This is a genomic window from Thiosulfatihalobacter marinus, from assembly GCF_016019955.1.
GTDB classification, from domain to species: Bacteria; Pseudomonadota; Alphaproteobacteria; order Rhodobacterales; family Rhodobacteraceae; genus Shimia; species Shimia marinus_A.
Genome location: NZ_JAECRZ010000002.1, coordinates 239,104 through 260,386, shown reverse-complemented (window position 1 = coordinate 260,386; position 21,283 = coordinate 239,104). Strand labels below are relative to the sequence as shown.

At 60.2% G+C, this 21,283-nt stretch carries 20 protein-coding genes and 2 pseudogenes; 7 read left to right on the top strand and 15 right to left on the bottom strand.

The window, feature by feature from the left end:
• Positions 1-26 precede the first annotated feature (26 nt).
• Positions 27-1,289, bottom strand: coding sequence for an ABC transporter substrate-binding protein (locus tag I3253_RS04280; protein ID WP_197916407.1), 1,263 nt, complete (start codon positions 1,287-1,289; stop codon positions 27-29).
• Positions 1,290-1,420: 131 nt separating this feature from the next.
• On the opposite strand from I3253_RS04280, the gene I3253_RS04275 reads away from it, so the two are divergent.
• The 5 genes and pseudogenes from I3253_RS04275 to I3253_RS04255 form a co-directional block, all read left to right on the top strand.
• Complete coding sequence (locus I3253_RS04275) at positions 1,421-2,329, top strand: alpha/beta hydrolase fold domain-containing protein (protein WP_197916406.1); 909 nt, start codon at positions 1,421-1,423, stop codon at positions 2,327-2,329.
• On the top strand, positions 2,326-3,348 hold the full coding sequence (locus tag I3253_RS04270) for a four-carbon acid sugar kinase family protein (protein ID WP_197916405.1): 1,023 nt from the start codon (positions 2,326-2,328) through the stop codon (positions 3,346-3,348). Before I3253_RS04275 ends, I3253_RS04270 begins: the two co-directional genes overlap by 4 nt.
• Positions 3,252-3,461: a class II aldolase/adducin family protein gene (locus tag I3253_RS20725; RefSeq protein WP_408647778.1), complete on the top strand. Its 210-nt coding sequence runs from the start codon at positions 3,252-3,254 to the stop codon at positions 3,459-3,461. Before I3253_RS04270 ends, I3253_RS20725 begins: the two co-directional genes overlap by 97 nt.
• Positions 3,462-3,512: 51 nt before the next feature.
• Positions 3,513-4,163 (top strand): GntR family transcriptional regulator, encoded by a 651-nt coding sequence (locus I3253_RS04260; protein ID WP_197916403.1) that lies wholly within the window; start codon positions 3,513-3,515, stop codon positions 4,161-4,163.
• A 335-nt stretch (positions 4,164-4,498) separates the two neighbouring features.
• Positions 4,499-5,244 (top strand): annotated as a pseudogene (locus tag I3253_RS04255) (IS3 family transposase); the annotation flags it as partial.
• Between the two features lie 199 nt (positions 5,245-5,443).
• Here the strand turns inward: I3253_RS04255 and I3253_RS04250 are convergent.
• From I3253_RS04250 to I3253_RS04205, 10 genes are all read right to left on the bottom strand, one after another.
• A complete protein-coding gene (locus I3253_RS04250; protein WP_197916402.1) occupies positions 5,444-6,373 on the bottom strand; it encodes a dihydrodipicolinate synthase family protein in 930 nt (309 codons plus the stop codon).
• A gap of 4 nt (positions 6,374-6,377) precedes the next feature.
• Positions 6,378-7,559 carry a mandelate racemase/muconate lactonizing enzyme family protein gene (locus tag I3253_RS04245; protein WP_197916401.1) on the bottom strand — a complete coding sequence of 394 codons (1,182 nt, stop codon included), beginning with the start codon at positions 7,557-7,559 and terminating at the stop codon, positions 6,378-6,380.
• Positions 7,540-8,493 (bottom strand): dihydrodipicolinate synthase family protein, encoded by a 954-nt coding sequence (locus tag I3253_RS04240; RefSeq protein ID WP_197916400.1) that lies wholly within the window; start codon positions 8,491-8,493, stop codon positions 7,540-7,542. Before I3253_RS04240 ends, I3253_RS04245 begins: the two co-directional genes overlap by 20 nt.
• The gene (locus tag I3253_RS04235; RefSeq protein WP_197916399.1) at positions 8,490-9,326 is read right to left on the bottom strand and encodes a carbohydrate ABC transporter permease; all 837 of its coding nucleotides are present in this window, start codon (positions 9,324-9,326) and stop codon (positions 8,490-8,492) included. The genes I3253_RS04240 and I3253_RS04235 overlap by 4 nt, the downstream gene beginning before the upstream one ends.
• The gene (locus tag I3253_RS04230; protein WP_197916398.1) at positions 9,326-10,270 is read right to left on the bottom strand and encodes a carbohydrate ABC transporter permease; all 945 of its coding nucleotides are present in this window, start codon (positions 10,268-10,270) and stop codon (positions 9,326-9,328) included. The genes I3253_RS04235 and I3253_RS04230 overlap by 1 nt, the downstream gene beginning before the upstream one ends.
• A gap of 105 nt (positions 10,271-10,375) precedes the next feature.
• Positions 10,376-11,620, bottom strand: a complete 1,245-nt coding sequence (locus tag I3253_RS04225) for an ABC transporter substrate-binding protein (protein WP_197916397.1) — start codon at positions 11,618-11,620, stop codon at positions 10,376-10,378.
• Positions 11,621-11,714: 94 nt separating this feature from the next.
• Positions 11,715-13,142: a sulfatase family protein gene (locus I3253_RS04220; RefSeq protein WP_197916396.1), complete on the bottom strand. Its 1,428-nt coding sequence runs from the start codon at positions 13,140-13,142 to the stop codon at positions 11,715-11,717.
• Positions 13,142-13,957 (bottom strand): SDR family NAD(P)-dependent oxidoreductase, encoded by an 816-nt coding sequence (locus I3253_RS04215; protein ID WP_197916395.1) that lies wholly within the window; start codon positions 13,955-13,957, stop codon positions 13,142-13,144. Before I3253_RS04215 ends, I3253_RS04220 begins: the two co-directional genes overlap by 1 nt.
• Entirely contained in the window at positions 13,954-15,030 is a 1,077-nt protein-coding gene (locus tag I3253_RS04210; protein ID WP_197916394.1) for an ABC transporter ATP-binding protein, read from the bottom strand. The genes I3253_RS04215 and I3253_RS04210 overlap by 4 nt, the downstream gene beginning before the upstream one ends.
• Before the next feature lie 14 nt (positions 15,031-15,044).
• The gene (locus tag I3253_RS04205) at positions 15,045-16,745 is read right to left on the bottom strand and encodes an SMP-30/gluconolactonase/LRE family protein (RefSeq protein ID WP_197916393.1); all 1,701 of its coding nucleotides are present in this window, start codon (positions 16,743-16,745) and stop codon (positions 15,045-15,047) included.
• A 116-nt stretch (positions 16,746-16,861) separates the two neighbouring features.
• Between I3253_RS04205 and I3253_RS04200 the strand changes: the two genes are divergently transcribed.
• Complete coding sequence (locus I3253_RS04200; protein WP_197916392.1) at positions 16,862-18,013, top strand: mandelate racemase/muconate lactonizing enzyme family protein; 1,152 nt, start codon at positions 16,862-16,864, stop codon at positions 18,011-18,013.
• Here I3253_RS04200 and I3253_RS04195 read toward each other — a convergent pair.
• The 4 genes from I3253_RS04195 to I3253_RS04180 form a co-directional block, all read right to left on the bottom strand.
• Entirely contained in the window at positions 18,007-18,339 is a 333-nt protein-coding gene (locus I3253_RS04195; protein ID WP_197916391.1) for a hypothetical protein, read from the bottom strand. The genes I3253_RS04200 and I3253_RS04195 overlap by 7 nt on opposite strands.
• Positions 18,340-18,466: 127 nt before the next feature.
• The gene (locus I3253_RS04190; protein WP_332255683.1) at positions 18,467-19,582 is read right to left on the bottom strand and encodes an NAD(P)/FAD-dependent oxidoreductase; all 1,116 of its coding nucleotides are present in this window, start codon (positions 19,580-19,582) and stop codon (positions 18,467-18,469) included.
• Entirely contained in the window at positions 19,579-19,896 is a 318-nt protein-coding gene (locus tag I3253_RS04185; RefSeq protein WP_197916389.1) for a non-heme iron oxygenase ferredoxin subunit, read from the bottom strand. Before I3253_RS04185 ends, I3253_RS04190 begins: the two co-directional genes overlap by 4 nt.
• Positions 19,896-20,972 carry a fatty acid desaturase gene (locus I3253_RS04180; RefSeq protein WP_197916388.1) on the bottom strand — a complete coding sequence of 359 codons (1,077 nt, stop codon included), beginning with the start codon at positions 20,970-20,972 and terminating at the stop codon, positions 19,896-19,898. Before I3253_RS04180 ends, I3253_RS04185 begins: the two co-directional genes overlap by 1 nt.
• Positions 20,973-21,090: 118 nt before the next feature.
• On the opposite strand from I3253_RS04180, the pseudogene I3253_RS20720 reads away from it, so the two are divergent.
• Positions 21,091-21,234: pseudogene (locus tag I3253_RS20720) on the top strand (LacI family DNA-binding transcriptional regulator); the annotation flags it as partial.
• Between the last annotated feature and the right edge of the window lie 49 nt (positions 21,235-21,283).

Sequence of the window (21,283 nt, the reverse complement as noted above, 5' to 3'; positions counted from 1 at the left end):
TGCCCGGCCCGCATTGATTGGCGCGCTTAGTATGCGCTGCTCATCATGTCGATCACCTCATCCACACCGATCAGGCCAGCCGGGAAAGCTTGGTTGACGGTCTGGGTGAAGGTTTCGCGCGGCGTGCCCTGCATCTGTTGCACCGGGATACCATAGGTATAGCTTGCACCTTCGTTGGCAGCGGCGAGCTTTTGGAGATAGGCCGCTTTGTCGCCCGTGATCTTGGACGGATCCGCCTTGATACCGGTCTGCACCAGATTGGCCTCAAGCCATTTGTTGCCCATTTCCGGCGTCGCCATCGAGTTCAGGAACGCCGCCGCCAAATCGCCATGTTCAGAGCCGGCATTGATCACGTAAGAGCCACCAACCGCGATGGTCTTGCACTTGGGACAGGCAGCGCCTTCGGGGATCGGGCCGTGGCTGATCGAGATATCAAACCCGTCAGGCTGACCACCGGCATCCGGCGCAGCAAAGGCGCGGCTGGGATAGAAAGAACCCATTTGCAGCATGACCGCACCCGGTGAGGTGTGGAAGTAACGATGCGCCTCGCCCAGCTTGATCGACGAGAACGACGCGGGGAAGGCCCCTGCATCGATGATCTCTTTGGCGTATTCCAGCCCCTCACGAACACGCGGGTCATCCCACTTTACGTCGCCGCCCTTCAGCAGGCTGGCGTAATCTTCGGCGCCCAATTTTTTGAGCAGAATATCATGCGTCAGGAACGCGCCGGGATAGGGTCGGTCGCCCACGCCTTGCGACATCGGCGTGATGTCTGCGGCCTTGATTGTCTTGACCACATCAACGAATGCAGCGCCAACCAGACCCTCAACCGGAATTTCGACGCCGGCCTTCTCGGCCAGAGCCGTATTCACATAGGTTTCGACGGTCCAGGCCTCCAGAGGGAACCCGTAAACGCCGCCTTCATAGCCCCAAACCTCGGTGGCCCAGGGTTCAATGGCGTCCCAGTTCAGCTTGTCCTTGAGATCCAGCACCAGGCCATTGGCCATGTACTCGGTCTGGCTGGTTTCGGCATAGAAAATGTCCGGCCCCTGCCCCGCCGTCAGCGCGGTTTTCAACGCGGCATAAAGCGGCTCTTTTTGATACCAGTTGATTTTGACCGTAACGCCGGGGTTGGCCTCTTCGAATGCCTTGGCGGCACTTTCTACGAATTCAACCTTGGCAGCCTGATCCGCCCAATGGGACCAAAGCGTCAGTTCCTGTGCATGAACAGCACCCGCTGCCAGCCCCGCTGCAACCGCAATTGCGGCCGTCGTGTTGCGAAATGTCATGTCGACCTCCCTGATGACAGATTTCCCGATTATTGATGATTTGCAATTCGGATTCTGTCAATAAAATTATTGATAATATGGAGAACCTCTGCTTAACTTCCTGTCATACATACGTTTTCCACGAAACTTGCGTGACCGCTTTGAGCGAAAAATCTAAAACAGAACATGCACTTGACCCCAAGTTGCAGAAGATTCTAGCGGCAGCCCCACCCTTGCGGAGCATGGAGCTAAGCGCCATGCGCGCGCATGCCATCGATGGCAAACGGTACTGGAACGATGCCCCTCGCCCGTGGCTTGATCTGGCCGAGGATAGCACGCTTTCCCGCCTTGTGGGGCGACCAGTGAAGCGCTTTCGGTCGTGCCATTCCGACGCGCCGCCGCTGGTCTGGATGCACGGCGGTGGCTGGTCAATCGGTTCTATCTCCACGCACCATGCCGTGTTTGCTGAACTCTCACAGTTTTGTCGCCGCGATGTGATCGCATTGCACCCGCGCCAGGCGCCCGAACACCCATATCCCGCCCCGGTTAAGAATGTCGCCGCGTTGCTTGTGGCGCTTCGCGGCCCCTTTCACCTTGGCGGGGATAGCGCTGGGGCCAATCTGGCGCTGGGTGGCCTTGCCTGTTTGCATGCGAATGGCCAACCGGTTTTTCCGCGAAGTCTGACACTTGCCTACGGTTGCTTTCAGGCGCGGTTTGATACCGAGAGCCACGTCGCTTTCGGGTCCAGCCCGGTCAGCCTGTCGACCGCGAAGATGCGACAGTTCTGGAGCTTCTACGGTGGAACCGGTCAACCATTTGCCGACTTTGCGACCCTGCCAAACATCAACCTGCCACCGACGCAGCTTCATATCGCGGCGCTGGATCCATTGCGGGATGACAGCCTCGATATCGAGGCGCAATTGCACGATCTGGGAGTCTCAGTCGACCGGCATGACTGGGCAGGCATGACACACGGGTTTTTGCACTATCTCCCCGATTTGCCACAGGCCATGTCGGCCATCGAGGCCATCTCAAACCATCTGGAAAGGAACGACACGTGACCAGCGACAAGGTCGGCATCATTGCCGATGATTTTACCGGAGCTACGGACATCGGCGGTCTTCTGGCCCGCACCCGCGCGGATGTGACCTTGCATACCGGACCACCCGGGCCTGACGCTTTGGCTGGTGACGGAGTTCACGTTATCGCCCTGAAAATCCGCACAATTCCCGTTACCGAAGCCTGCGATCAAGCCCGCGATGCCCTGTCCCGCTTGCAAGCCGCCGGTGCCACGCGCATCTATTGGAAGTACTGTTCGACCTTTGACAGTACGGATCGCGGCAATATTGGCCCCGTGGCCGAGGCTCTCATGGCGGTCCTAACCGCGCCCTATACGTTGTATTGTCCGGCGTTTCCCGAAAACGGGCGCGTTGTGCGTGATAGCACCCTGTTTGTAAACGGTGTGCCCTTGGCGGAAAGCCCGATGAAGGATCACCCGCTGCCCCCGATGCGCGACGGCGATCTGGTCAACGTTCTGACGCCGCAAGTCACCAGACCCGTGGCACGGCTTGCCGCCAGTCGCGCCGAAACCGGCGCCGAGGCCGCCAGTGGCATCGCGCATTTCATCGCCGATGCGGCCGATTGGGATGACCTGATCCGGCTTGGGCAGGACTATGGCGACCTGCCGTTCCTGACAGGCGGAAGTGCCTTTGCGGCCGCGGCCTATGGTGCGTCGGACAGGAAACCGGCCCGGCGCACGCCTGTGCCTCGGACCGTATCGGACGGGCCCGCCCTGATCATTTCCGGCAGTTGTTCCAGCGCGACTCAGGCGCAAGTGGCGCAGAACGAGCAATCCGGCGGCGCAGTGATCCGGCTTGACCCGCTGGCGCGGACCACAGCTGGAGACGAAGATCTGATTGCCGAGGTCATCGCCCGTCTGGGCTCTGAACCGGTTCTGTTGACATCCCCGGATTGGGTAAGGCACTGGCAGATCTGCCCAGCACGACCTCGGCCGCCATTCCGGCAAGCCACGGTCCGATCGTGGCCGGGACCACGCTGGAAAAGGCTGTTTATGCAATAGAAGAACTGGAAGCGACAGCCCGGCTTGCTCTCGACACCACATCGGTCAATAGTCGTGTGCTGACAGGGACGCAGACCGCGCAATTGATTTCGACGTTCAACCTGGAGATCTGATCCGTGCCCAAGCAAACGGCCCGACACGCACCAAGCGCAAACCTCGCCGAGGTGACACATGATCTGGAACTTGAGATCGTTCTGGGGCGCATTCGTCCACGCGAACGGCTGGTCGAAGATGAGCTAATGGCAAAATTCAGAGCCAAGCGTCATGTCGTGCGCTCGGCCCTGAATGAGTTGGAACAGCGCGGACTGATCGAACGCCGTCAGAACAAAGGCGCGCGTGTGCGGGAATACACTCGCGACGAGGTCAAGGCGCTCTACGAGTTTCGTGCCGAACTGCACCGGCTTGCAATCTCAAAGATCAACTTGCCGCTTGATGACGAGACAGTTGCAAGGATGGCCGACCTTGCGGATGCTCACGAGGCCGCCTGCGCCGATGGGCGGTTGGCGGATGTGATCGAACACAATAACGCTTTCCACGATTGCCTGTTTGATCGATGCGGCAATCCCTTCCTTGCGACAACAATTCGACAGGTTGGCGCCGCCGCGAACTCGATCAGATCTTATCGCATCGCCGACCCCAACCTGTTAAAACAGGCCGCCTCTGAACACAGGGCCATGATCGAGGCGGCAAGGGTTGGCGATCGCGAGGAATTGGATCGCCTGGTTGAACGCCACATCTTGCCGTCAAGAAACCTGTATCTTAAGGATCAGGCCAGCCAATCTGAGATCGTCTATCCTGCGACTGTATGGCCATAGCGTCGCTTTCATTCATGGCCCGCAGTCGTCAGATACAAGTGCGCGCCGATCAAAAGGCATGATGGATGCCTGTGCGGTTGCCGGCAAATCGGTTGACCCCCTTGATGAGCTATCCCCTGAAAATCGGACACTGACGCAAGCTACGATTTGTTGTCTGCTGGTCTTCGACGAGAAGGAGATCAGAGATGTTGAAACGGAAGAACCACTCGCCTGAGTTCAAGGCGAAGGTGGCGCTTGAGGCGCTGAAGGGTGAGCAGACAGTCTTCGAGCTGACGAGCCGGTTTGGCATTTATGCATTGTCCGGCAGGGCATTGCGCAGCAATGTCCCGAGAGGGGAGGAACAGTCTCGTCTGAGCCTGGGCAGCTACGGCAGGCCACGAATGACCGAGGAACTGAAGGAGGTCAGTGTCGATGTAGGTCATCGGCGCGTCGGTCGCCTGATGCGCGAAAACGGGATCACCGTTGAAAGAACGCGCAAGTTCAAGGCGACCACAGACAGCGATCATAGGTTCAACATTGCCCCGAACCTGCTGGACCGCGACTTCAGTGCGGTCGGGCCAAACCAGAAATGGGCGGGCCCTTCTCGTGACATTCCTTCGGAATGCACTGTCAGGCAATGGACATCAGCTATATCTGGACCCGCGAAGGCTGGCTCTATCTGGCTGTCATCCTTGACCTGCATTCCCGGCGCGTCATTGGCTGGGCTGTCAGCAACCGCATGAAGCGTGACTTGGCGATCCGAGCCCTGAAAATGGCCATTGCCTTCCGAGCGCCACCCAAGGGCTGCATCTTCCACAGCGACAGGGGCAGCCAATACTGTTCGCATGACTACCAGAAGATCCTGCGCCGGCATGGCTTCAAGGCCTCCATGAGCGGCAAAGGTAATTGTTATGACGATGCGGCCGTCGAGACGTTCATCAAAACCATCAAGGCCGAGCTGATCTGACGCAGACCTTGGGCAACCCGGCGTCAGGCGGAGGTGGCAATCTTCGCATACATCAACGGCTTCTATAACCCGCGCCGACGCCACTCAGCATCGGGCTGGAAAAGCCCGGTCGCTTTTGAACGGAAGGTGGCTTAAACGAGCACTTGGGGCGGCATCAAATACGCGACAGGTCCAAAGTTCCCGGCGGTAGGTCAGAACCGAAAAGCTGTCGCATGTCTCTGGCCTTCGTGACAAAATTCTACAGAACTTCATTTAGTTGATCCATGGCCCGGCAAACGTGTTGTTCGCCATTGATACTCGCCAACACCTCGTCCAGGGGCCGCCGCCCAGTTTGCTATTCGGCCGCTACCGTTTTTGCCTGACCTGCAGCCTCTGCAATGTCGCTTTTGAAACGCATGACTTCAGCCAGCCCAAAATCTGTCGGGGCCAGCGCGGGTGCGCGGTCATGGATATCCGCGATGCCGGCCTGCTGGGCAAACAGCCGCTTGCCATAGCACAGCATGCCGGGAACCGAGCGGGACATGAACGCAATTGCGGGCAGGATCTCGCGGTGGATACGCTCGGCCTCGGCGCGGGCCCCATCGGTGCCCTCTTGCCAAAGTTCGAAAAGACGCACCTGCGCATGGATGAAATCCGGAGCGGGGATCAGCCCGACCCCGCCGGAACGCAGCAAGGACATGAACTCGATCCCGCCATGCCCGCCGAATACCTTGAACGCGCCGCCCGATTGGTCGATCACGCGGGCGATGTCCACGGAATAGCCCTCGCCCTTGAGGATCGATATATTCGGGTGCTGACTGTTCAGATCGACCAGCCCCTTGACTGACAACGAAACATCCAGATTGACCGGGTTGTTCTGCACCGCAACGTCGATATCCACGGCATTGGCGACCGCACCGAAGAAGCGGATCAGATCGCGTTCGGATGTGCCCTTGATCGCGGGCGGTTGCAGGATCACCCAATCGGCACCGCAACGCGCGGCGGCCTGGCTGAACTCGACCTGCCCGCGCAACGAGGGCTCACCGACTGTGACGGCATAGGGGACGCGCCCCTTGATCATCTCGCCCACCATTTCGACCAGATACAGGCGTTCGTTGACGTCCATCTTGTGAACTTCGGTTACAAGGCCCAGCACGGTGATGCCATGTGCGCCGGCCTCGATCACATGCTCGACCTGCCGTGCCATCGCGGCGCGGTCCAGCCGGTCATTCTTGTCGAAATAGGCATAAAGGACGGGGTAGATGCCTTTGTAGTCGCGTGCCATGCCCTTACCCTTTCACAACATAGTTGAATAGTTCGTCGGTCGGCTCCACCCCAAGGCCCGGGCCGGTCGGGATGGTGTAATGGCCGTTCTCGCAGGCCATGTCGCCGGTCACGTATTTCAGGTTTCGGTCGAAGATCGAGTGCTGGTACTCGTGATACGGCACCCGTTGCAGGGCCGCGGTGGCCTGAAGGCTGGCGGCCATGAAGATGCCGACCGAGATCGACGCATGCGGGATGATCTTGACGTGGAACGCCTGCGCCATATGTCCGATCTGCATGAACGAGGTGATGCCAGTGTGGCCAATCTCGGGCTGGATGATGCCGCAGGTTCCGGCGGTCAGACGCGGGCGGACTTCGTAAACCGTGCGCCATTCCTCGCCAAGTGCCAGCGGCACGCCGATGCCGCGCGCGACACGGGCCTGACCTTCGATATCCTCGGGCTGACAGGGGGCTTCGGCGAAATAGAGGTTGTATTCCTCAAGCCGGCGGATCAGGCGGATCGCCTCAGATGCCTCGAACTTCCAGTGCAGGTCGACCATCAGATCGACATCCGGGCCAACCGCCTCGCGCAGGGCAGCCATTTCCTGCACGATGCCGTCGTCGCTGACGGCCGCTGCGAATTTGATCGCGCGATACCCCTTCGAGATAAAGTCCTGCGCCATGTCGCATTTGCCCTGCAGCGTCGCCGCAGGCAGGCCCGAAACATAGCCCGGCAACGTGTCGTGACGGCGACCGCCAAGCAGCTCCGAAACCGACAGGTTGGTGCATTTGCCGAACAGGTCCCATATCGCGATGTCGATACCAGCAATGGCGTCCACGTAATAACCGCCGAAGAACCCGCGCACGCGCATCAGGTCGTACATGTCCTCGAACATCACGGCGGGCTGGCCAGGGTCACGCCCGATCAGGGTCGGCGCAAGCAGGTTGTCGATGATCGTCTTCACCGCCTCGGGCGCAGCAATGCCATAGGTCTCGCCCCAGCCGACCTTGCCGCTTTCCGCAGTGACTTTAACCACCACCGACAGATCCGACGAGGGATAGATTGACCGATTGCCCTTGCGGATCAGATAGCCCTTTTCGTTGATGAACTCGCCATCCTTGAGCGGCCCAAGATATGGCGTGCCGCGGGGGATGGAGATGATGAAGCTTTCGATCTTGGAGATCGCGTCAAGCGGCGCTCGAGGCATCTTTCTGTCCTTCTTGGCCCTTGCTGGGCTCTAGTTGATAGGTGGTCAATTCATCGGCGATCAGGTCCAAGAGCGTGTTCAGCTCGGCCTGGTCGCCAGCGTCCATTTTCGGCCCCGCACCGCGCACGAATGTGTGTTGCAACACCCCGCGCCGTTTCAACGTGGCCTTGGTCATGTGCATGCGGAAAATCGCCTGAAAGCTGAGCAAGGGCATCGAGACCATGAACAACCGCCGCGCCTCGGCCTGATCCCCTGCCCGCCATGCGTTTACCAGCCGGACATGCAGGTCGGCGAACTCGGCCGCCGGCATGGTGCCAAGACTGCCTCGGGCAAGCTCGTCGGTGATGTAACGTCCTCCCGCGCCGCCAAACACGCCCGTGATCCTATCGCCAGCGGCGGCAAGGATGCGCGTCAGGTTCTGGCCGCATGGCATCGTCTCTTCCTTGACGAAATGGATCATGTCCTGAGAGGCCGCCAGCGCGGCTGTGTCCTCGGGCGCAAGCCCGGCGCCGATAGGCACCGGTGCGTTCTGTAGCAGGATCGGGATGGGAGAGCCCGCGCAGGCGGCTGCAAAGAACGCCTTTTGCGCGTCGAGGTCCTTGCCGATCGCCCCGGGAGCCATGACCATAGCCGCAGAGGCCCCTGCCGCGTGGCCGGCCTTGGCAAAGGCGATCACCTCGTCCGGTGTCGCAGCGGAGGCGCCGCAGATAAACGGGATACGGCCCTTTAGCGCCTTACCCAACAGTGCGGTCAGACGGGCGCGCTCCTCGGCCGTCAAAGTATCCACTTCCGAGGCGACACCGGGAAAGACACAGCCATCCGCGCCGCTGTCGATCACGAACTCGATCAGTGACAGGAAGTCGGCCTCGTTCACCACGCCTTGATCGTCGAATGGCGTGCAAAGCACTGGGAAAGTTCCGGCAAGCTGGCTCATTTCACGGCTCCCGCGGTGACGCCCTGGATGAAGAACCGTTGCAGGAACATGAAGCCGAGGATGACCGGCGTTGCCGCCATCAAACTCGCCGCCATGGCTCCGCCCCAATCGGCGTTGGTTTCATTGAGATAGGTGAGCAAAAGGCCCGGCGCGACGGTGCGTTTGTCGTCCGACACAATCAGAGTGAGCGAATACAGCAGGTCATTCCACGACCACATGAAGGAGTAGAGGAACACGGTCACGATCGGCGGGATCGAGATCGGCAGAACGATCGTGTGAAAGATCCTCAGGTCGCTTGCGCCATCGGCGCGGGCGGCCTCGATCAGCTCGTTCGGGACCTGGCTGAAATAGCTGTATATCATGTAGGTCGCGACCGGCAGGGCAAAGACGATGTAGGACAGGATCAGACCCAGCCGCGTGTCCAGAAGGCCCCATTCGACATACATCGGGTAGATGGTGATCAAAAGCAGGCCGAACGGGAACATTTGAGCCGACAACATGAACATCATCACCGGTTTGCGACCGAAATAGCGGTACTTGGCAAAGCTGTACCCGGCATAGGTGGCCAGCGTCGCGTTGAACGCTGCCGAGCTGAGGGAAACGAAGAGGGAATTCCCCAGCAGCTTCGGCAGCTGCCCTTCCGTGAGTGCGGTCTTGAAGTGATCCAGGGTCGGGGCATGCGGATAGGCGGTGGGCACGATCTGGTAAAGCTCGTTGTCCGACTTGAGCGCCGAAATAACGGTCCAGTAGACGGGGAAGAACAGGAAGAACCCGATCGCGGCGGCCACGGCGAAGAACACCAGCTTGGCCTTGGTGGTGGAAAGGTCGAGCATCATTCGGCCCCTTTCATCAGCTGGCGGAGATAGAAATACGCGGGTGGCAGGATCGTGGCGACCCAGAGCACGCCAATGGTGGCGGCCATGCCGATGTCCCATTGTTCGAACGCGCGGCGATAGACCTCGACCGACAGGACGGATGTGGCGCGTACTGGCCCGCCGCCGGTCAGAGCATAGATCGAGTCGAACTGTTGCAGGTTTCCGATCATGCCCAGCACCACGACCACCAGAATGACGGGGCGCAGGTGCGGCAGGATGTGATCCTTCAGGACGTTATAGTTGCCCGCGCCATCGACCCGCGCGGCTTCGATCTGTTCGCGGTCCATGCTGGCAAGACCCGCCAGAAAGAAGGACATGAACAGCGGGATCGACAGCCAGACCTTGACCATGACGATGGCGGTCATCGCGCCGGATGTGGTCGACAGCCACGCTTGGGGATGTTCGATAAAGCCAAATTCCATCGCCACCGCGTTCAGCACGCCATAGCGGGAATTGAAGATCCAGCCAAAGATAAAGGCCGAAACAGTGGCGGGCATGATCCACGGCAAAAGCGAGATGCCCCGCAGCGCGTTACGGCCCTTGAACGGCTCGTTCAGGATGATCGCCCAGGCAAGGCCCAGCGTGATCGAAAAGAACGTGGTAAAGAAGACATAGACCGCCGTGGTCACAAACGATCCGCGCACGGTGGGGTCGGCCAGCAGCTTCTTGAAGTTGGCCAGCCCGACAAAGATCGGCTCGGGGGTCGAGATCGTGTATTTATAGAGTGACAGGCCCAGCGCCTGTACGAAGGGCGACAGCACGATCAGGGAAAAGGCGATCAGCGCCGGCAGCAGCAGCATGACGCCAAACCGGCCCTGTCCGGCTCTCAACCCGCCGCGCTTGGCGTGGGGAGAGGGGCGAAAGGTTCGCGCATCCGCAGCTTGTGAGAGATCAGTCGGCATCTTTGTCCGCATTTCTTTACTACCGGGAAAGAGAGGCGGTCTCGCAAAGAAGACCGCCAGTTTGTCGGCCCCGCAAGGAAGGGCGGAGCCGACGGGGAGCTTGTCTTAGTTGGCCATTGCCGCCTCGAGCCGGGCCTGCATGTCGTCGGCAGCCTGATCCGGTGTCTTCTGACCCAGGATCGCGGACTGGACTTCTTCGCCGATGATGCCAGCCACTTCGCCGCCGTTTTCAAGCGAGGCGATGGTATTGCGGCGCGGCGCGACGGACGCGGCGGCCCAGTCTTTCAGGTAGGCGTCGCCGTTGATGGCATCCGAAGCCAGACCGTTCTTGGTGGTCGGCAGAACACCCTGGTTCGAAGCGTAATCCACCAGCACATCATCCGACAGAAGATGCATCACGAACTTGACCGCGTCGCTGTCGGGCGTGGCGTTTTCCTCGCCGAAGATGGCGATCACGTGGCCCCACTGGATCGACTGCGGCGTGTCGCCTGCGTTCAGGACCGGACCCTGGATTGGCTTGACGGCCGGATCAATTTCCATGTCACGACCCGAGAACTTGCGGGCAAATGTGCGCGCAACCGGAGCATCAAGATAGAAGGCCGATGCGCCTTGTGCGAACAGACGGCGCGAGTCCGGACGGTCGATTTCAGGCGCGGCCATACGTTCCTGAACCAGCTCTGTCAGGAAAGCGAGCGTCGCCTTGCCTTCGGGGCCATTCACCATCGGTTTGCCATCGACGATCACGTCGGACCCGAAGGTCCAGCTCCAGATCAGATAGTCCAGCAGGATCGAGTTGTTGTTCTTGGTCGCCAGAGCGTAGGGCACCGAGTTCGGGACATTGTCGCGCACGGCGATCAGGGCGGCCTTGAATTCATCCACTGTGGTCGGAATTTCCGCAACACCGGCGGCTTCCAGCACTTCCATGTTGGCAACCCAGCCGATGGTTCCGCCGATCCACGGCAGTGCCAGCTGTTTGCCGTCGATGTCGCCCATAGCAAGGAAGCTTGCCGGGAAGATCTCTTGCAGTTTCTCTTTGCCGATGACCTCGTTCAGGTCGACCATCTCGCCGATCGAGGCGAAGGTGGGCAGCATGCGGCCCTGGATCTGGCTGACATCGGGCAGCGTTTTCGAACGCGCGCGCAGGAACAGGTTCTTGGGCAGATCGCCCCAGGCATAGGGCTGGATGTCAACTTCGCCGTCGAAGCTGGCGACCATTTGGGCCAGCGTGTCCTTGCCGGTTTCCTCGGCACCGAGCCAGTTCATGAACTCGACCGTATCGGCCGAAGCCGCCCCGGCGGTCAGTGCGGCAGCGGTTACAACGCCGGCGGCTTTCTTGAAGAAGTGTCTCACGTCTTTCCTCCCGTGAATTATTTGAAACAGAGTTCCAAGTTTTCTTTTAGCGGGAAAGACCTCGTCCGTCCAGCCAATTGAAACAGAGTTCCAACTATCTTTGGATGACTGGGTAGGGTCGCCGCCAGTCGCGCCCGAAAAAGCCGTGTGGTACAGATGCTTGAGCGGCAGGCACTTTCTTGTCCGCATGACCGGCGATTGTGTCTTCGATGAGCTGGCGGGCCAGTTCCAACTCTAATGTGTCACGAATTTCTGACAGCGCCAGGTCACTGATTCTGTTGTCCAACTCGCCCGGGTCGTTGACGAGATCGAACAGCGCCTGCGTCCCGTTGCGATAGCGCATCAGCTTGTGTGTGGCGCTGCGTGCCATGACACCATGTGTGGTCATGCCAGTGATCACGCGCCCCGAAGGGGCTTCGGACAAAGCCGTCCCTTGCGCCTGCGTCACAGGATCAAGGCCACCCCACTCCAGAAAGCTGGGAAAAAGGTCCAACAGGCTGCGCGGAACCGTATCCGTCGCCGCACCCGGGGCGCGGAAATCCGTCACGATCAGGGGCACGCGAATAGCTGGTTCGTGGAAATAGGTTTTGCCGACCAGCCCGTAGTCCCCAAGATAGTCGCCGTGATCCGATGCAAAAACAACGATGGTGTTGTCCAGTTGGCCGGACAGTTCAAGCGCCGCCAAAATAGTTGCGACATCCTCGTCCAGCCGCTCGACCAGCGCGGCATAGTGATGGCGGATGCGGCGGATTTCGTCGCGCTCCAGCGTCGAGTAGTCCAGATCCGCCCAGGCTCGCTTGTATGAAGCAACAAAGGTGTCGCGGTGGCTGACGGATTCTCCGGTGCGCGGCAGCGGATCTGGCATGTTCTGCGCATTGATCCGCGCAAGCGCCGCCTCGGGCGGGTCATAAGGGCAATGCGGGCCCGGAAAACCGACCATCAGCGCAAAGGGGCGGTCCCCGCCATAGTTGCGCAGCCAATCGGCGGTTTGGTTCGCGACCCAGCGATCCACCTGCGCCGCGTCCGGCAGATCGTTGAGTGAGGCCCCCTTGTTTTCCTGGTACCCACGCTGCTCGTTGCCATGCTGTCTGCGAAGCCCGCGCGCGCGCAGCCAGTCGTGATAGTCATCCTCGACGTGGATATGGCGCTTGTCTTCGGCGATGATGCGGGTCTCGAACCCTTCGGAAATGTCCCACGGATAGAAATGCATCTTGCCGATCGCCGCCGTATGATAACCGCCCTGCGCCAGCCGCTCGGGCCAGGTACGAATGCCCATCTCGCCCTTGTCAGGGCGCAGCCAAGCGATGTTGTCAATCACGCCGTTGCTGGCGGCACTTTGCCCGGTCAGCATCGAGGCGCGGGCCGGCACACAGATCGGACTGGGCGAGATCACTGTGTCATAACGCACGCCCCGCCCGGCAAGCCCGTCAATCGCCGAGGTCTGCAGAAAATCCGCGCCATAACAGCCCAGAAAATCGGGCCGCAGCTGATCTGGCAACAGAAACAATATGTTAGGCTGCATCACACCACACCCCCGTCTACGATAAAACTTTGCGAGGTGACCAGACGGCTGTCGTCCGCCGCCAGCCACAGCGCCATGCGCGCGACATCAGGCGGCAACAGGAACTCTTTAAGGCACTGGCGCGTCAGATAATCGTCGAACTTGTCCTGATAGATCGCCTTGGCGCGCACGACCTGCCGTTCAGTCAGTATCCAGCCGGGCACGATGCTGTTCACCCGGATCCTGTGCACGCCCCATTCGCGTGCCAGCGATTTTGTCATGCCCTGCACGGCCGATTTGGCGGTGGTATAGGCGATAAGCCCAGGCGCGCCCTGCATCCAGCTGTTCGATCCCATGTTGATGATCGACCCGCCACCTTGCGCAATCATGTCGCCCTGAACCGCCTGAGCGGCAAAGAAATGGTGGCGGAGGTTAGTCTGGAAACGCTCGTCCCAATAGTCAGGCGTCACGTCCATCGCCGGAACGCGATCGTCATTTCCGGCATTGTTGACCAACACCGAAAACGGCCCTGTTTTCACGCGCAGATCGGCCACAGCCGCCTTGAGTGCATCAATGTCACGCAAATCAACAGTCGCATAGGCGGGACGGTTGCCGGTAGCGGACTCAACCGCGTCGACGGTGGCCTGTGCAAAATCCGTTGACAGCTCGACGAATCCGACCCTGGCACCCTGCGCGCAGAACGCCTCTACCAATCCCGCGCCGATCCCCGATCCGCCGCCGGTGATCAGCACCCCCCGCCCGACCAGCGAGGGGTAGCGGGCCGCGTCCACATTTACCGGGCGCAGCTCTGGGTGTTCGTCATATAGATCGGTCATGCCGCCGCCGGAACCTGCGCTTGCGAAATGGTCAGACCGTCGGAGCCAAAGTAGTGAACCGCCGAGTCCGCAAAGCCGATCGACACGTCTTCGCCGTGGGTGATCTGGCGCTCGCCGTCCAGACGCACCATTGCCGGACGCTCGACGCCTTCAATCTGAACATAGGCGAACGTGTCGCTGCCTAGATGCTCGGAAGTCAGCACATTGCCAGTAAGGGTGTTTTCGGCACCGTCAGTGATTTCCATATGCTCGGGACGCACGCCGATTTCAAAAGGTTTCCCGATCCGCGGGGCTGCGACAGAGCCACCGGGCAGCCGCAGCCGCGCACCATCACCGCCGGTGACGGGCAAAAAGTTCATCTTGGGGCTGCCGATGAACCCGGCGACAAAACGGTTTTCCGGATGGTGATACAAATCCAGCGGGCTGCCGACCTGCTCGATCCGCCCGTCGCGCATGACCACGATCTTGTCAGCCAGCGTCATCGCCTCGACCTGATCGTGGGTGACATAGATCATCGTCGTACCCAGACGGTCCTTGAGACGGGCAAACTCCATCCGCATATCCACACGCAGGGCCGCATCAAGATTCGACAGCGGCTCGTCAAACAGGAAGATCTTGGGCTCGCGCACAATCGCCCTGCCAATCGCCACCCGCTGACGCTGGCCGCCGGACAGTTGGCGGGGCTTGCGGTCCAGATAATCGTCGATCTTGAGGATCTCGGACGCCCGCGTGACGCGCTCGGCGATCAGTTCCTTGCTTTCGCCTGCCAGACGCAGCGCATAGCCCATGTTCTGCGCCACCGACATATGCGGATAAAGCGCGTAGGACTGAAACACCATCGCAATACCGCGCTTGGACGGAGGCACGGCGTTCATCAACTCTCCGTCAATGGCGATCTCGCCCGAAGACACTTCGTCCAGACCGCAAATCATCCGCAGCAATGTCGACTTGCCACAGCCCGACGGGCCGACAAAAACGGTAAACTCTCCGGTTTTGACGGTAAGGTTGATGTCCTTGAGGACTTCGACCTCACCATAGCGTTTGTACAGGTTTTGAATGACCAGTTCAGTCATGCGCGTTCTCCTCCTTAGCCCGCAAAGCAGGTTTCGTTTTGTCCTTTGACGCCGGCATTGATGGCCAGAACACTGCCCGACATCGGCGCCTCGGCCAGCACCTGGCTGGACAGGCGGATGCGGGCGGTGGTGATGAAAAGTGTACTCAGGTCGGCCCCGCCGAAGGCACAGCTTGTCGGGCGCGGCACCGGCAGGTTCAGCACTCGGTCGACCTTGCCGTCGGGATCAAACCGAACAACCGACCACCCATCCCAGCACGCCACCCAAACAAATCCGTCGGCATCAACCGCCAACCCGTCGGGCACGCCTTTGCCCTCATCAAACGAGACGAACGTCCGGCGGTTGGAAATGCCCCCCGATGCGGCATCAAAATCATAGGCCAGTATTTCGCGGGTGCCGGAGTCGGTGAAATACATGGTGCGATCATCCGGGCTCCAGCCCAAGCCATTCGAGATATGAAAGCCGCGATCCATCAAATGCGCCGACCCATCGGCATCCACCCGCCACAGATTGCCCTGTCCGGGTGCGGTGTTGATCGCCAGTGACCCCACCCAGAAGCGTCCCTGACGGTCGCATTTTCCGTCATTGAACCGGTTGCCCGGCATGTCGGCCTCGGGCTCGCAGATCACCGACAGCGCACCGTCTTCCGAGAGCGTCTTGACGCCGGTTTCGGTCGCAACGACAAACCCGCCCGAGGCGCGCGGCACAACACAGCCCACCAGTTCGGGCAATTCGGTTTCATCGCGGCGCCCTGTTTCAGGGTCCGAAGTAATCACGGCCGGCGCAAGAATGTCGACGAAATGCAAACGCTGGCGGTTTTCGGACCAATGCGGCCCCTCGGCCAGAAAATCTGCGCCCGGCACAGCGACCCGCACGTCGTCCGCGGTCTCGGGGCGCGGATTCACAGAGATCGACATGGCCAACTCTCCGATGTTTCCGGCGATGCGCCGCGCTGCCTCGATCACTTCGCGGCCCAGTTCATGCAGCTTTTCTTCAGGCAAGCGGAAGGACGGCCCGACGATGCCGACAGCACCCAGCGGTTCGGCCTGATGATCCAGAATGGCAGCGGCAACACCGGAAATACCCTCATGCATCTCTTCGACCGAAATCGCATAGCCCCGCGCCTTGATGATGTTCAACTGCTGATCCAGATCGCCCCCCGACACCACCGTGCGGCCAGTAAAGGCGGTCAGCTTGTCTGCCTCGACCAGCCGATGCCGCTCTGCTACGCCAAGATGCGCGGCAATCGCCTTGCCCATCGCGGTGGCATGCAAGGCGGCCCGGCTGCCGACACCGTTGGCAATCCGCAACGGCTGTGGATTCGAGCGCTGGTCGACGTATAAAACCTCGCCTTCGCTCAACGTACCCAACCGGATCGTTTCGCCTGTCACGTCGCGCAAACGCACCAATTCAGGCTCGGCAGCGCCGCGCAGGTCAAACTGGTCCCAAACGCGATGCGCCAACTCAAACGGGCGCGACCCCAGGCGATAGGTTTGCAACTGCTCGTCCAACGCAAGATAGCGCGCATCGACCAGCGTTTGCAGAAGCCGGTGCAGAGTGCCCTTGGGCAATCCCGACTGATCCAGCAGGGTGGTAAAGCGCTGCGGCTTCTCCGCCGAAGCAACCATATCGACCACCGCAAGCCCGCGCGTCAGGGCCTGCATCCCGGGCTGGGCAGCATCTTCGCGGTCTTTTTTGGACGCGGATTTCGCCACGTTACATATCCTTCCTTATGGTGTGTCACGGCGATCCGAGACTTGCCATTCGCTGCGACTTCTATATTTTGAAACTAAGTTCCAAGTCAACAGATCATTCGCCGGAGATTGCCTGAATGCGGATCAAGTCGGTTCATCACGCCATGGTGCGCGTCCCCTTCAAAGAAACGATTGAGTGGGGGTCGGGGACGCGAATCGGCACCACGCGGCTGGTGTGCAAGATCGAAACGGAAGACGGAATCACCGGCTGGGGCGAAACGTTGTGTCTGATCGATGCCGTCCCTGCCGTTTTTGAGAAACTGGTGGCACCGATGGCCGTTGGCTATGACATCAGCCAGGTCGAGCGGTTCTGGCGCAATGTCTTGGGGGCCGGTTACTATCACCACAAACGCGCGGCTGTCATGGCCGCCGCCGCAATGGAAATGGCCATGTGGGACGCGCTTGGCAAACGCGCAGACCTGCCGCTTTATGCGCTTTGGGGCGGTGCTTTCCGTGACAAGATCGAAGCCGCCGCCTATTTGTTTTCCGCCGATACCGACACATTGCGCGACCGCCTGACCGGTTTTCTCGATGCGGGCTATCTGACCTTCAAGGTCAAGATCGGATTCGACGCCGCAAGCGATATCACGCTGGCAGAAATCGCGCGGGAAACCATCGGAGCCGCCACGCTTCGGCTGGATGTGAACGGCGCCTGGACCCCCGGCACGGCCAAGCGGCAAATGTCACGTCTGGCACCCTTTGATCCCGCTTATGTCGAGCAACCGCTAGAGCTGGACGACCTGCAAGGCCATGCCTATCTGCGCCAATGGTCGCCCGTTCCGATCGCGCTGGATGAAAGCGCCTACACCCTGCAAGACGTCGGAAACATTCTGCGAGCTAAAGCTGCCGACGTGCTGCTACTGGACCCGCATCAGGCCGGAGGGTTGTGGCAGGCCCGCAAAGCCGCCGGAGCAGCGGAAGCGGCCAGCCTGCCGGTAGGTCTGCACTCGGGCGCAGAGCTTGGCCCCAGTCAGGCGGCCTATCTGCACCTCGCCGCCGCGACGCCGAACCTGAGCATCGCGATTGACACTGAAAGTGTTTATTTGTCAGCGGATATCTGTCGCAATCCCCCGAAAATCTCGGACGGGCATTTTGCTTTGCCCGAGGGACCAGGACTGGGTGTCGAAGTCGATGAGGACCTGCTGGAACACTATCATGTCACGTCGATCGACGGCGCCTATCTGAACCCCGCCCGCCCCGGTTGGTTCCCGCTGAAACCGTCTTATTGAGGATCATCCAGATCACGGTCCAAACACCGCAAGAACTTGGCAAACTCGTTCTCAGCAATCGACGCGGTTTCGGCGGGCGCGGGAAAGAACCACGTGGAACGGCGCGGAACAAGACCAACATGGCCCACCACACGCACGCCCTCGTTCTCCAGAAGGCGCCGAGCCTTGGGCCTCATCGGACGATAGACCGCGTCCGCACCGCAATCCAGCGCATCAGAAGAGCGGGCCAGTTCGGCCATTTTTCTGAGGGTCTCGCCGTGGCGCAGACCAGAGACAAGGAACAGTGACAGCGCTGCCGCTCGGATGTCATGGATCCCGTCGGTCATGCGCGCGGTTGCCACTTCGGTATCGGCGGCTTGAGCGGGCCTGTTCGGCGATTTTTTACAGCGTCATCTTGGTAGGCTTGCACACACCCTTGCAGGCGCGCATCTCGGCTACGGTCATCCCCGACGTTCAGACGGCTTCCTGTTCATTTGCTCTGTTCATGATCTGGCTTTGCGCCTTTCGAACAGTGCGCAGCGCCTTGCGGCTGCCTATGGCAAACTGGCCGACAAGCCGCCCCGCGCGCGAAACAGAGACCGAGCATCCCCCGTCCGGATAATCGGTGACGTCGTGCGTGCCATCAGCCTGGCCGACACCCTCGATCCGGGTCTCTCCCTGATCCGACCACAACCACGTGTTTGGCTGCCAATCCGGTCGATGCCCCAGAATACCAAGGGCTGCCGCTTCACCCATGTCGCGGGCGGCAGCGTAATTCTGACACTCGAAGGTTTCATCTGCCATTTGCACCGTCGCACAGTCCCCTACCGCCCAAATGCCCGGAAAGCTGGCGCGCATGTCGGGCGACACGATGATCCCCGTTTTCGAAACCGCCACCCCTGCCCTGCGCGCGAGGTCGGTGTCGGGGTGCGTACCAATTGCGGCGACAACCACATCTGCCGGTATCGAAGTCCCGTCGCTCAGGACAAGCTCGCCGGCCACTTGCCGCGACAGTTGCGTTGCAAACCGCACATCGACATTCGCGTCACGCATTCGGGCTGTGGCGTTATCCGAAATGGCTGCCGGCACCACCCGCATCATGGCGCGAGGCCCCGCTTCGACCAAGGTCACCGGCACGCCCTCTTGGGACAGGGCTGCGGCCAGTTCCATACCGATCAGGCCCGCTCCCACAATGGCTACCCGGCCCTGCCCGCCCAGACGAAGACGCAGCCTTTGGGCGTCGGCCAAGGTCCGCAGAGTCACCGCGTCGTCGAACCCCGGCAAGCGCACGACCGCGCGGCCTGTAGCAAGCACGATATGGTCAAACGGCCCGACAATCCGGGACCGCGTTCCCACCGTCCGTTCGGTCACAGAAATGCTGCGTGCCGCCGCTTCGTACATCAGATCAGGCGCAACCAAAGACACAGGCACATCCAGACCGATGCGGCCTTTCGACAGGCCGGGTTTTTCGTATGGCGGACAAGGTTCTGCGTTGAACATCCGGATTTCACCGGCAAACCCTTCCGCGCGCAGCTTGGCAGCACACGCCATGCCGGCCAATCCGGACCCGATGATGGCAACCCGCCTCACGCGATCAACTGCACCTGAACGCGCCCCGCTTGAACACGGGTCGGATAGGTTTTGAGTCCCTCGGTCACCGGCCCGCCGCAGGGACGCCCGTCGCGCAGGTCAAACCGCCCTTGATGACGCGGACATTCCAGCACGCATCCAAAGACAAACCCGTTCGCCAGTTCGACCTTTTCGTGGGTGCACAGGCCGTCGACCACAAAGACACCATCGCAGTCATCGCGCGCCGCAAGATAGACCGCGCCGCCATGTTCAAAGCGATGAACATCCTCTTCCTCGATCTCGCCCAGTGCACAGATATCAATCCAGTCGCTCATTACGCTACCTTTCTAAAGTCGGGGTCCATGACACGCTGATCACCGCTGGCACCTGCCGTTTCGGGCAGAACCCGACGGGCGTAATAGGTGGGATCGAGGCGCTGACGCCAAAGGGTCGTGAAAATCTCGGTATAGGTGGCCCCCAGCCCTGCATAGGGCGCGGGGCAATCGCTCTGAATTTCGGCGTGTAGTTCGGGCAGGTTGTAGAACGGCACCATCGGGAACATGTGATGCTCGATGTGATAGTTCATGTTTGTGTAGAGGAACCGGAATACCGGATTCATCAGAACTGTCCGAGAACTGAGTCGATGATCAAGAATATCCTCGTCCAGACCGGCATGTTGCGTAAACGCCTGTGTGTAGTGGAGGAACGAGCCGTAGAGCCGCGGCAACCCGACAAACATGGCAGGCAGGATTGACCCGGCAATCACACATGCCAAAACGATTGCGGCGATAAACGCGACGAAAATCCGACTCCAGTAGACCATCTCGGGCCATTGGCTTTCGGGGACAAAGGACGCCACATCCGCGGGTATTCTGCCCCGGACCACGGCCGACGTAGTCCTGACCTCGCCCAAGGCGCCGCGCAGGTACCACAACCCCAGAAGCGCAAGCGCGATGTGCGGGGGGCGCGGAGACGCGATTTCGGGGTCATGACCGACAAGGATGGTGTGTGTGTGATGGCGTGAATGGCTCCAGCGCCATCGGATCGGCTCGCGAAAAGTCATCAGCGACACCAGCCGATAAAGCGACTCGTTCACCCAATGGCTGCGAAATGGCGTGCCATGAGACAGCTCGTGCCATTTGCTGTCGGCGGAATTATAGATCACGCCATAGACCAGAAACGCCGGTATTGCCCACAGGGTCGGCCATGTCGCATAGGCCACCGCTCCACTGGCAACCAGCAGCGCGAGCCACAAAAGAAAATGACGGGCCGCCCTGCCATTGTCGCGCCTGACCAGTTCTTTCAGCCGCTTGCGCGGGATCGGGCTGGTGTACCAACCAATGCCGTCAATGGCGTTTTCGATACGTGGATCACGTTCGGCGCGCAGGGCATAGTTCTTCCACTTGATCACGTCATCATCCTCCTACGCGAGGCACACAGATTCACCGCAATGTTATGCGGGCAACAAATTGCCATGTTATGCGCATAACATAATTGATGTTGCCCGCACAACACCTTATTCAGCCAGAATGACGAACCCGAGAACCCACATCACGCTCGAGCACGTCGCCCAAGCGGCCGGCGTGACCCCGATGACCATATCGCGGTTTTTCAGAACCCCTCAGAAAGTATCTCAAGGCACGCGCGAAAGAATATCTCAAGCCATTGAAAAACTTGGTTATGTCGCCGACAGCACCGCGTCCCGACTTGCCGGTAAGTCAC

Coding starts and splice junctions, on each gene's coding strand:
- I3253_RS04185 (WP_197916389.1), bottom strand. CDS start 19,896: ATGAGCGACTGGATTGATATCTGTGCACTGGGCGAGATCGAGGAAGAG.
- I3253_RS04230 (WP_197916398.1), bottom strand. CDS start 10,270: ATGCCGACTGATCTCTCACAAGCTGCGGATGCGCGAACCTTTCGCCCC.
- I3253_RS04280 (WP_197916407.1), bottom strand. CDS start 1,289: ATGACATTTCGCAACACGACGGCCGCAATTGCGGTTGCAGCGGGGCTG.
- I3253_RS04240 (WP_197916400.1), bottom strand. CDS start 8,493: ATGAGCCAGCTTGCCGGAACTTTCCCAGTGCTTTGCACGCCATTCGAC.
- I3253_RS04200 (WP_197916392.1), top strand. CDS start 16,862: ATGCGGATCAAGTCGGTTCATCACGCCATGGTGCGCGTCCCCTTCAAA.
- I3253_RS04215 (WP_197916395.1), bottom strand. CDS start 13,957: ATGACCGATCTATATGACGAACACCCAGAGCTGCGCCCGGTAAATGTG.
- I3253_RS04235 (WP_197916399.1), bottom strand. CDS start 9,326: ATGCTCGACCTTTCCACCACCAAGGCCAAGCTGGTGTTCTTCGCCGTG.
- I3253_RS04220 (WP_197916396.1), bottom strand. CDS start 13,142: ATGCAGCCTAACATATTGTTTCTGTTGCCAGATCAGCTGCGGCCCGAT.
- I3253_RS04245 (WP_197916401.1), bottom strand. CDS start 7,559: ATGCCTCGAGCGCCGCTTGACGCGATCTCCAAGATCGAAAGCTTCATC.
- I3253_RS04210 (WP_197916394.1), bottom strand. CDS start 15,030: ATGACTGAACTGGTCATTCAAAACCTGTACAAACGCTATGGTGAGGTC.
- I3253_RS04195 (WP_197916391.1), bottom strand. CDS start 18,339: ATGACCGACGGGATCCATGACATCCGAGCGGCAGCGCTGTCACTGTTC.
- I3253_RS04250 (WP_197916402.1), bottom strand. CDS start 6,373: ATGGCACGCGACTACAAAGGCATCTACCCCGTCCTTTATGCCTATTTC.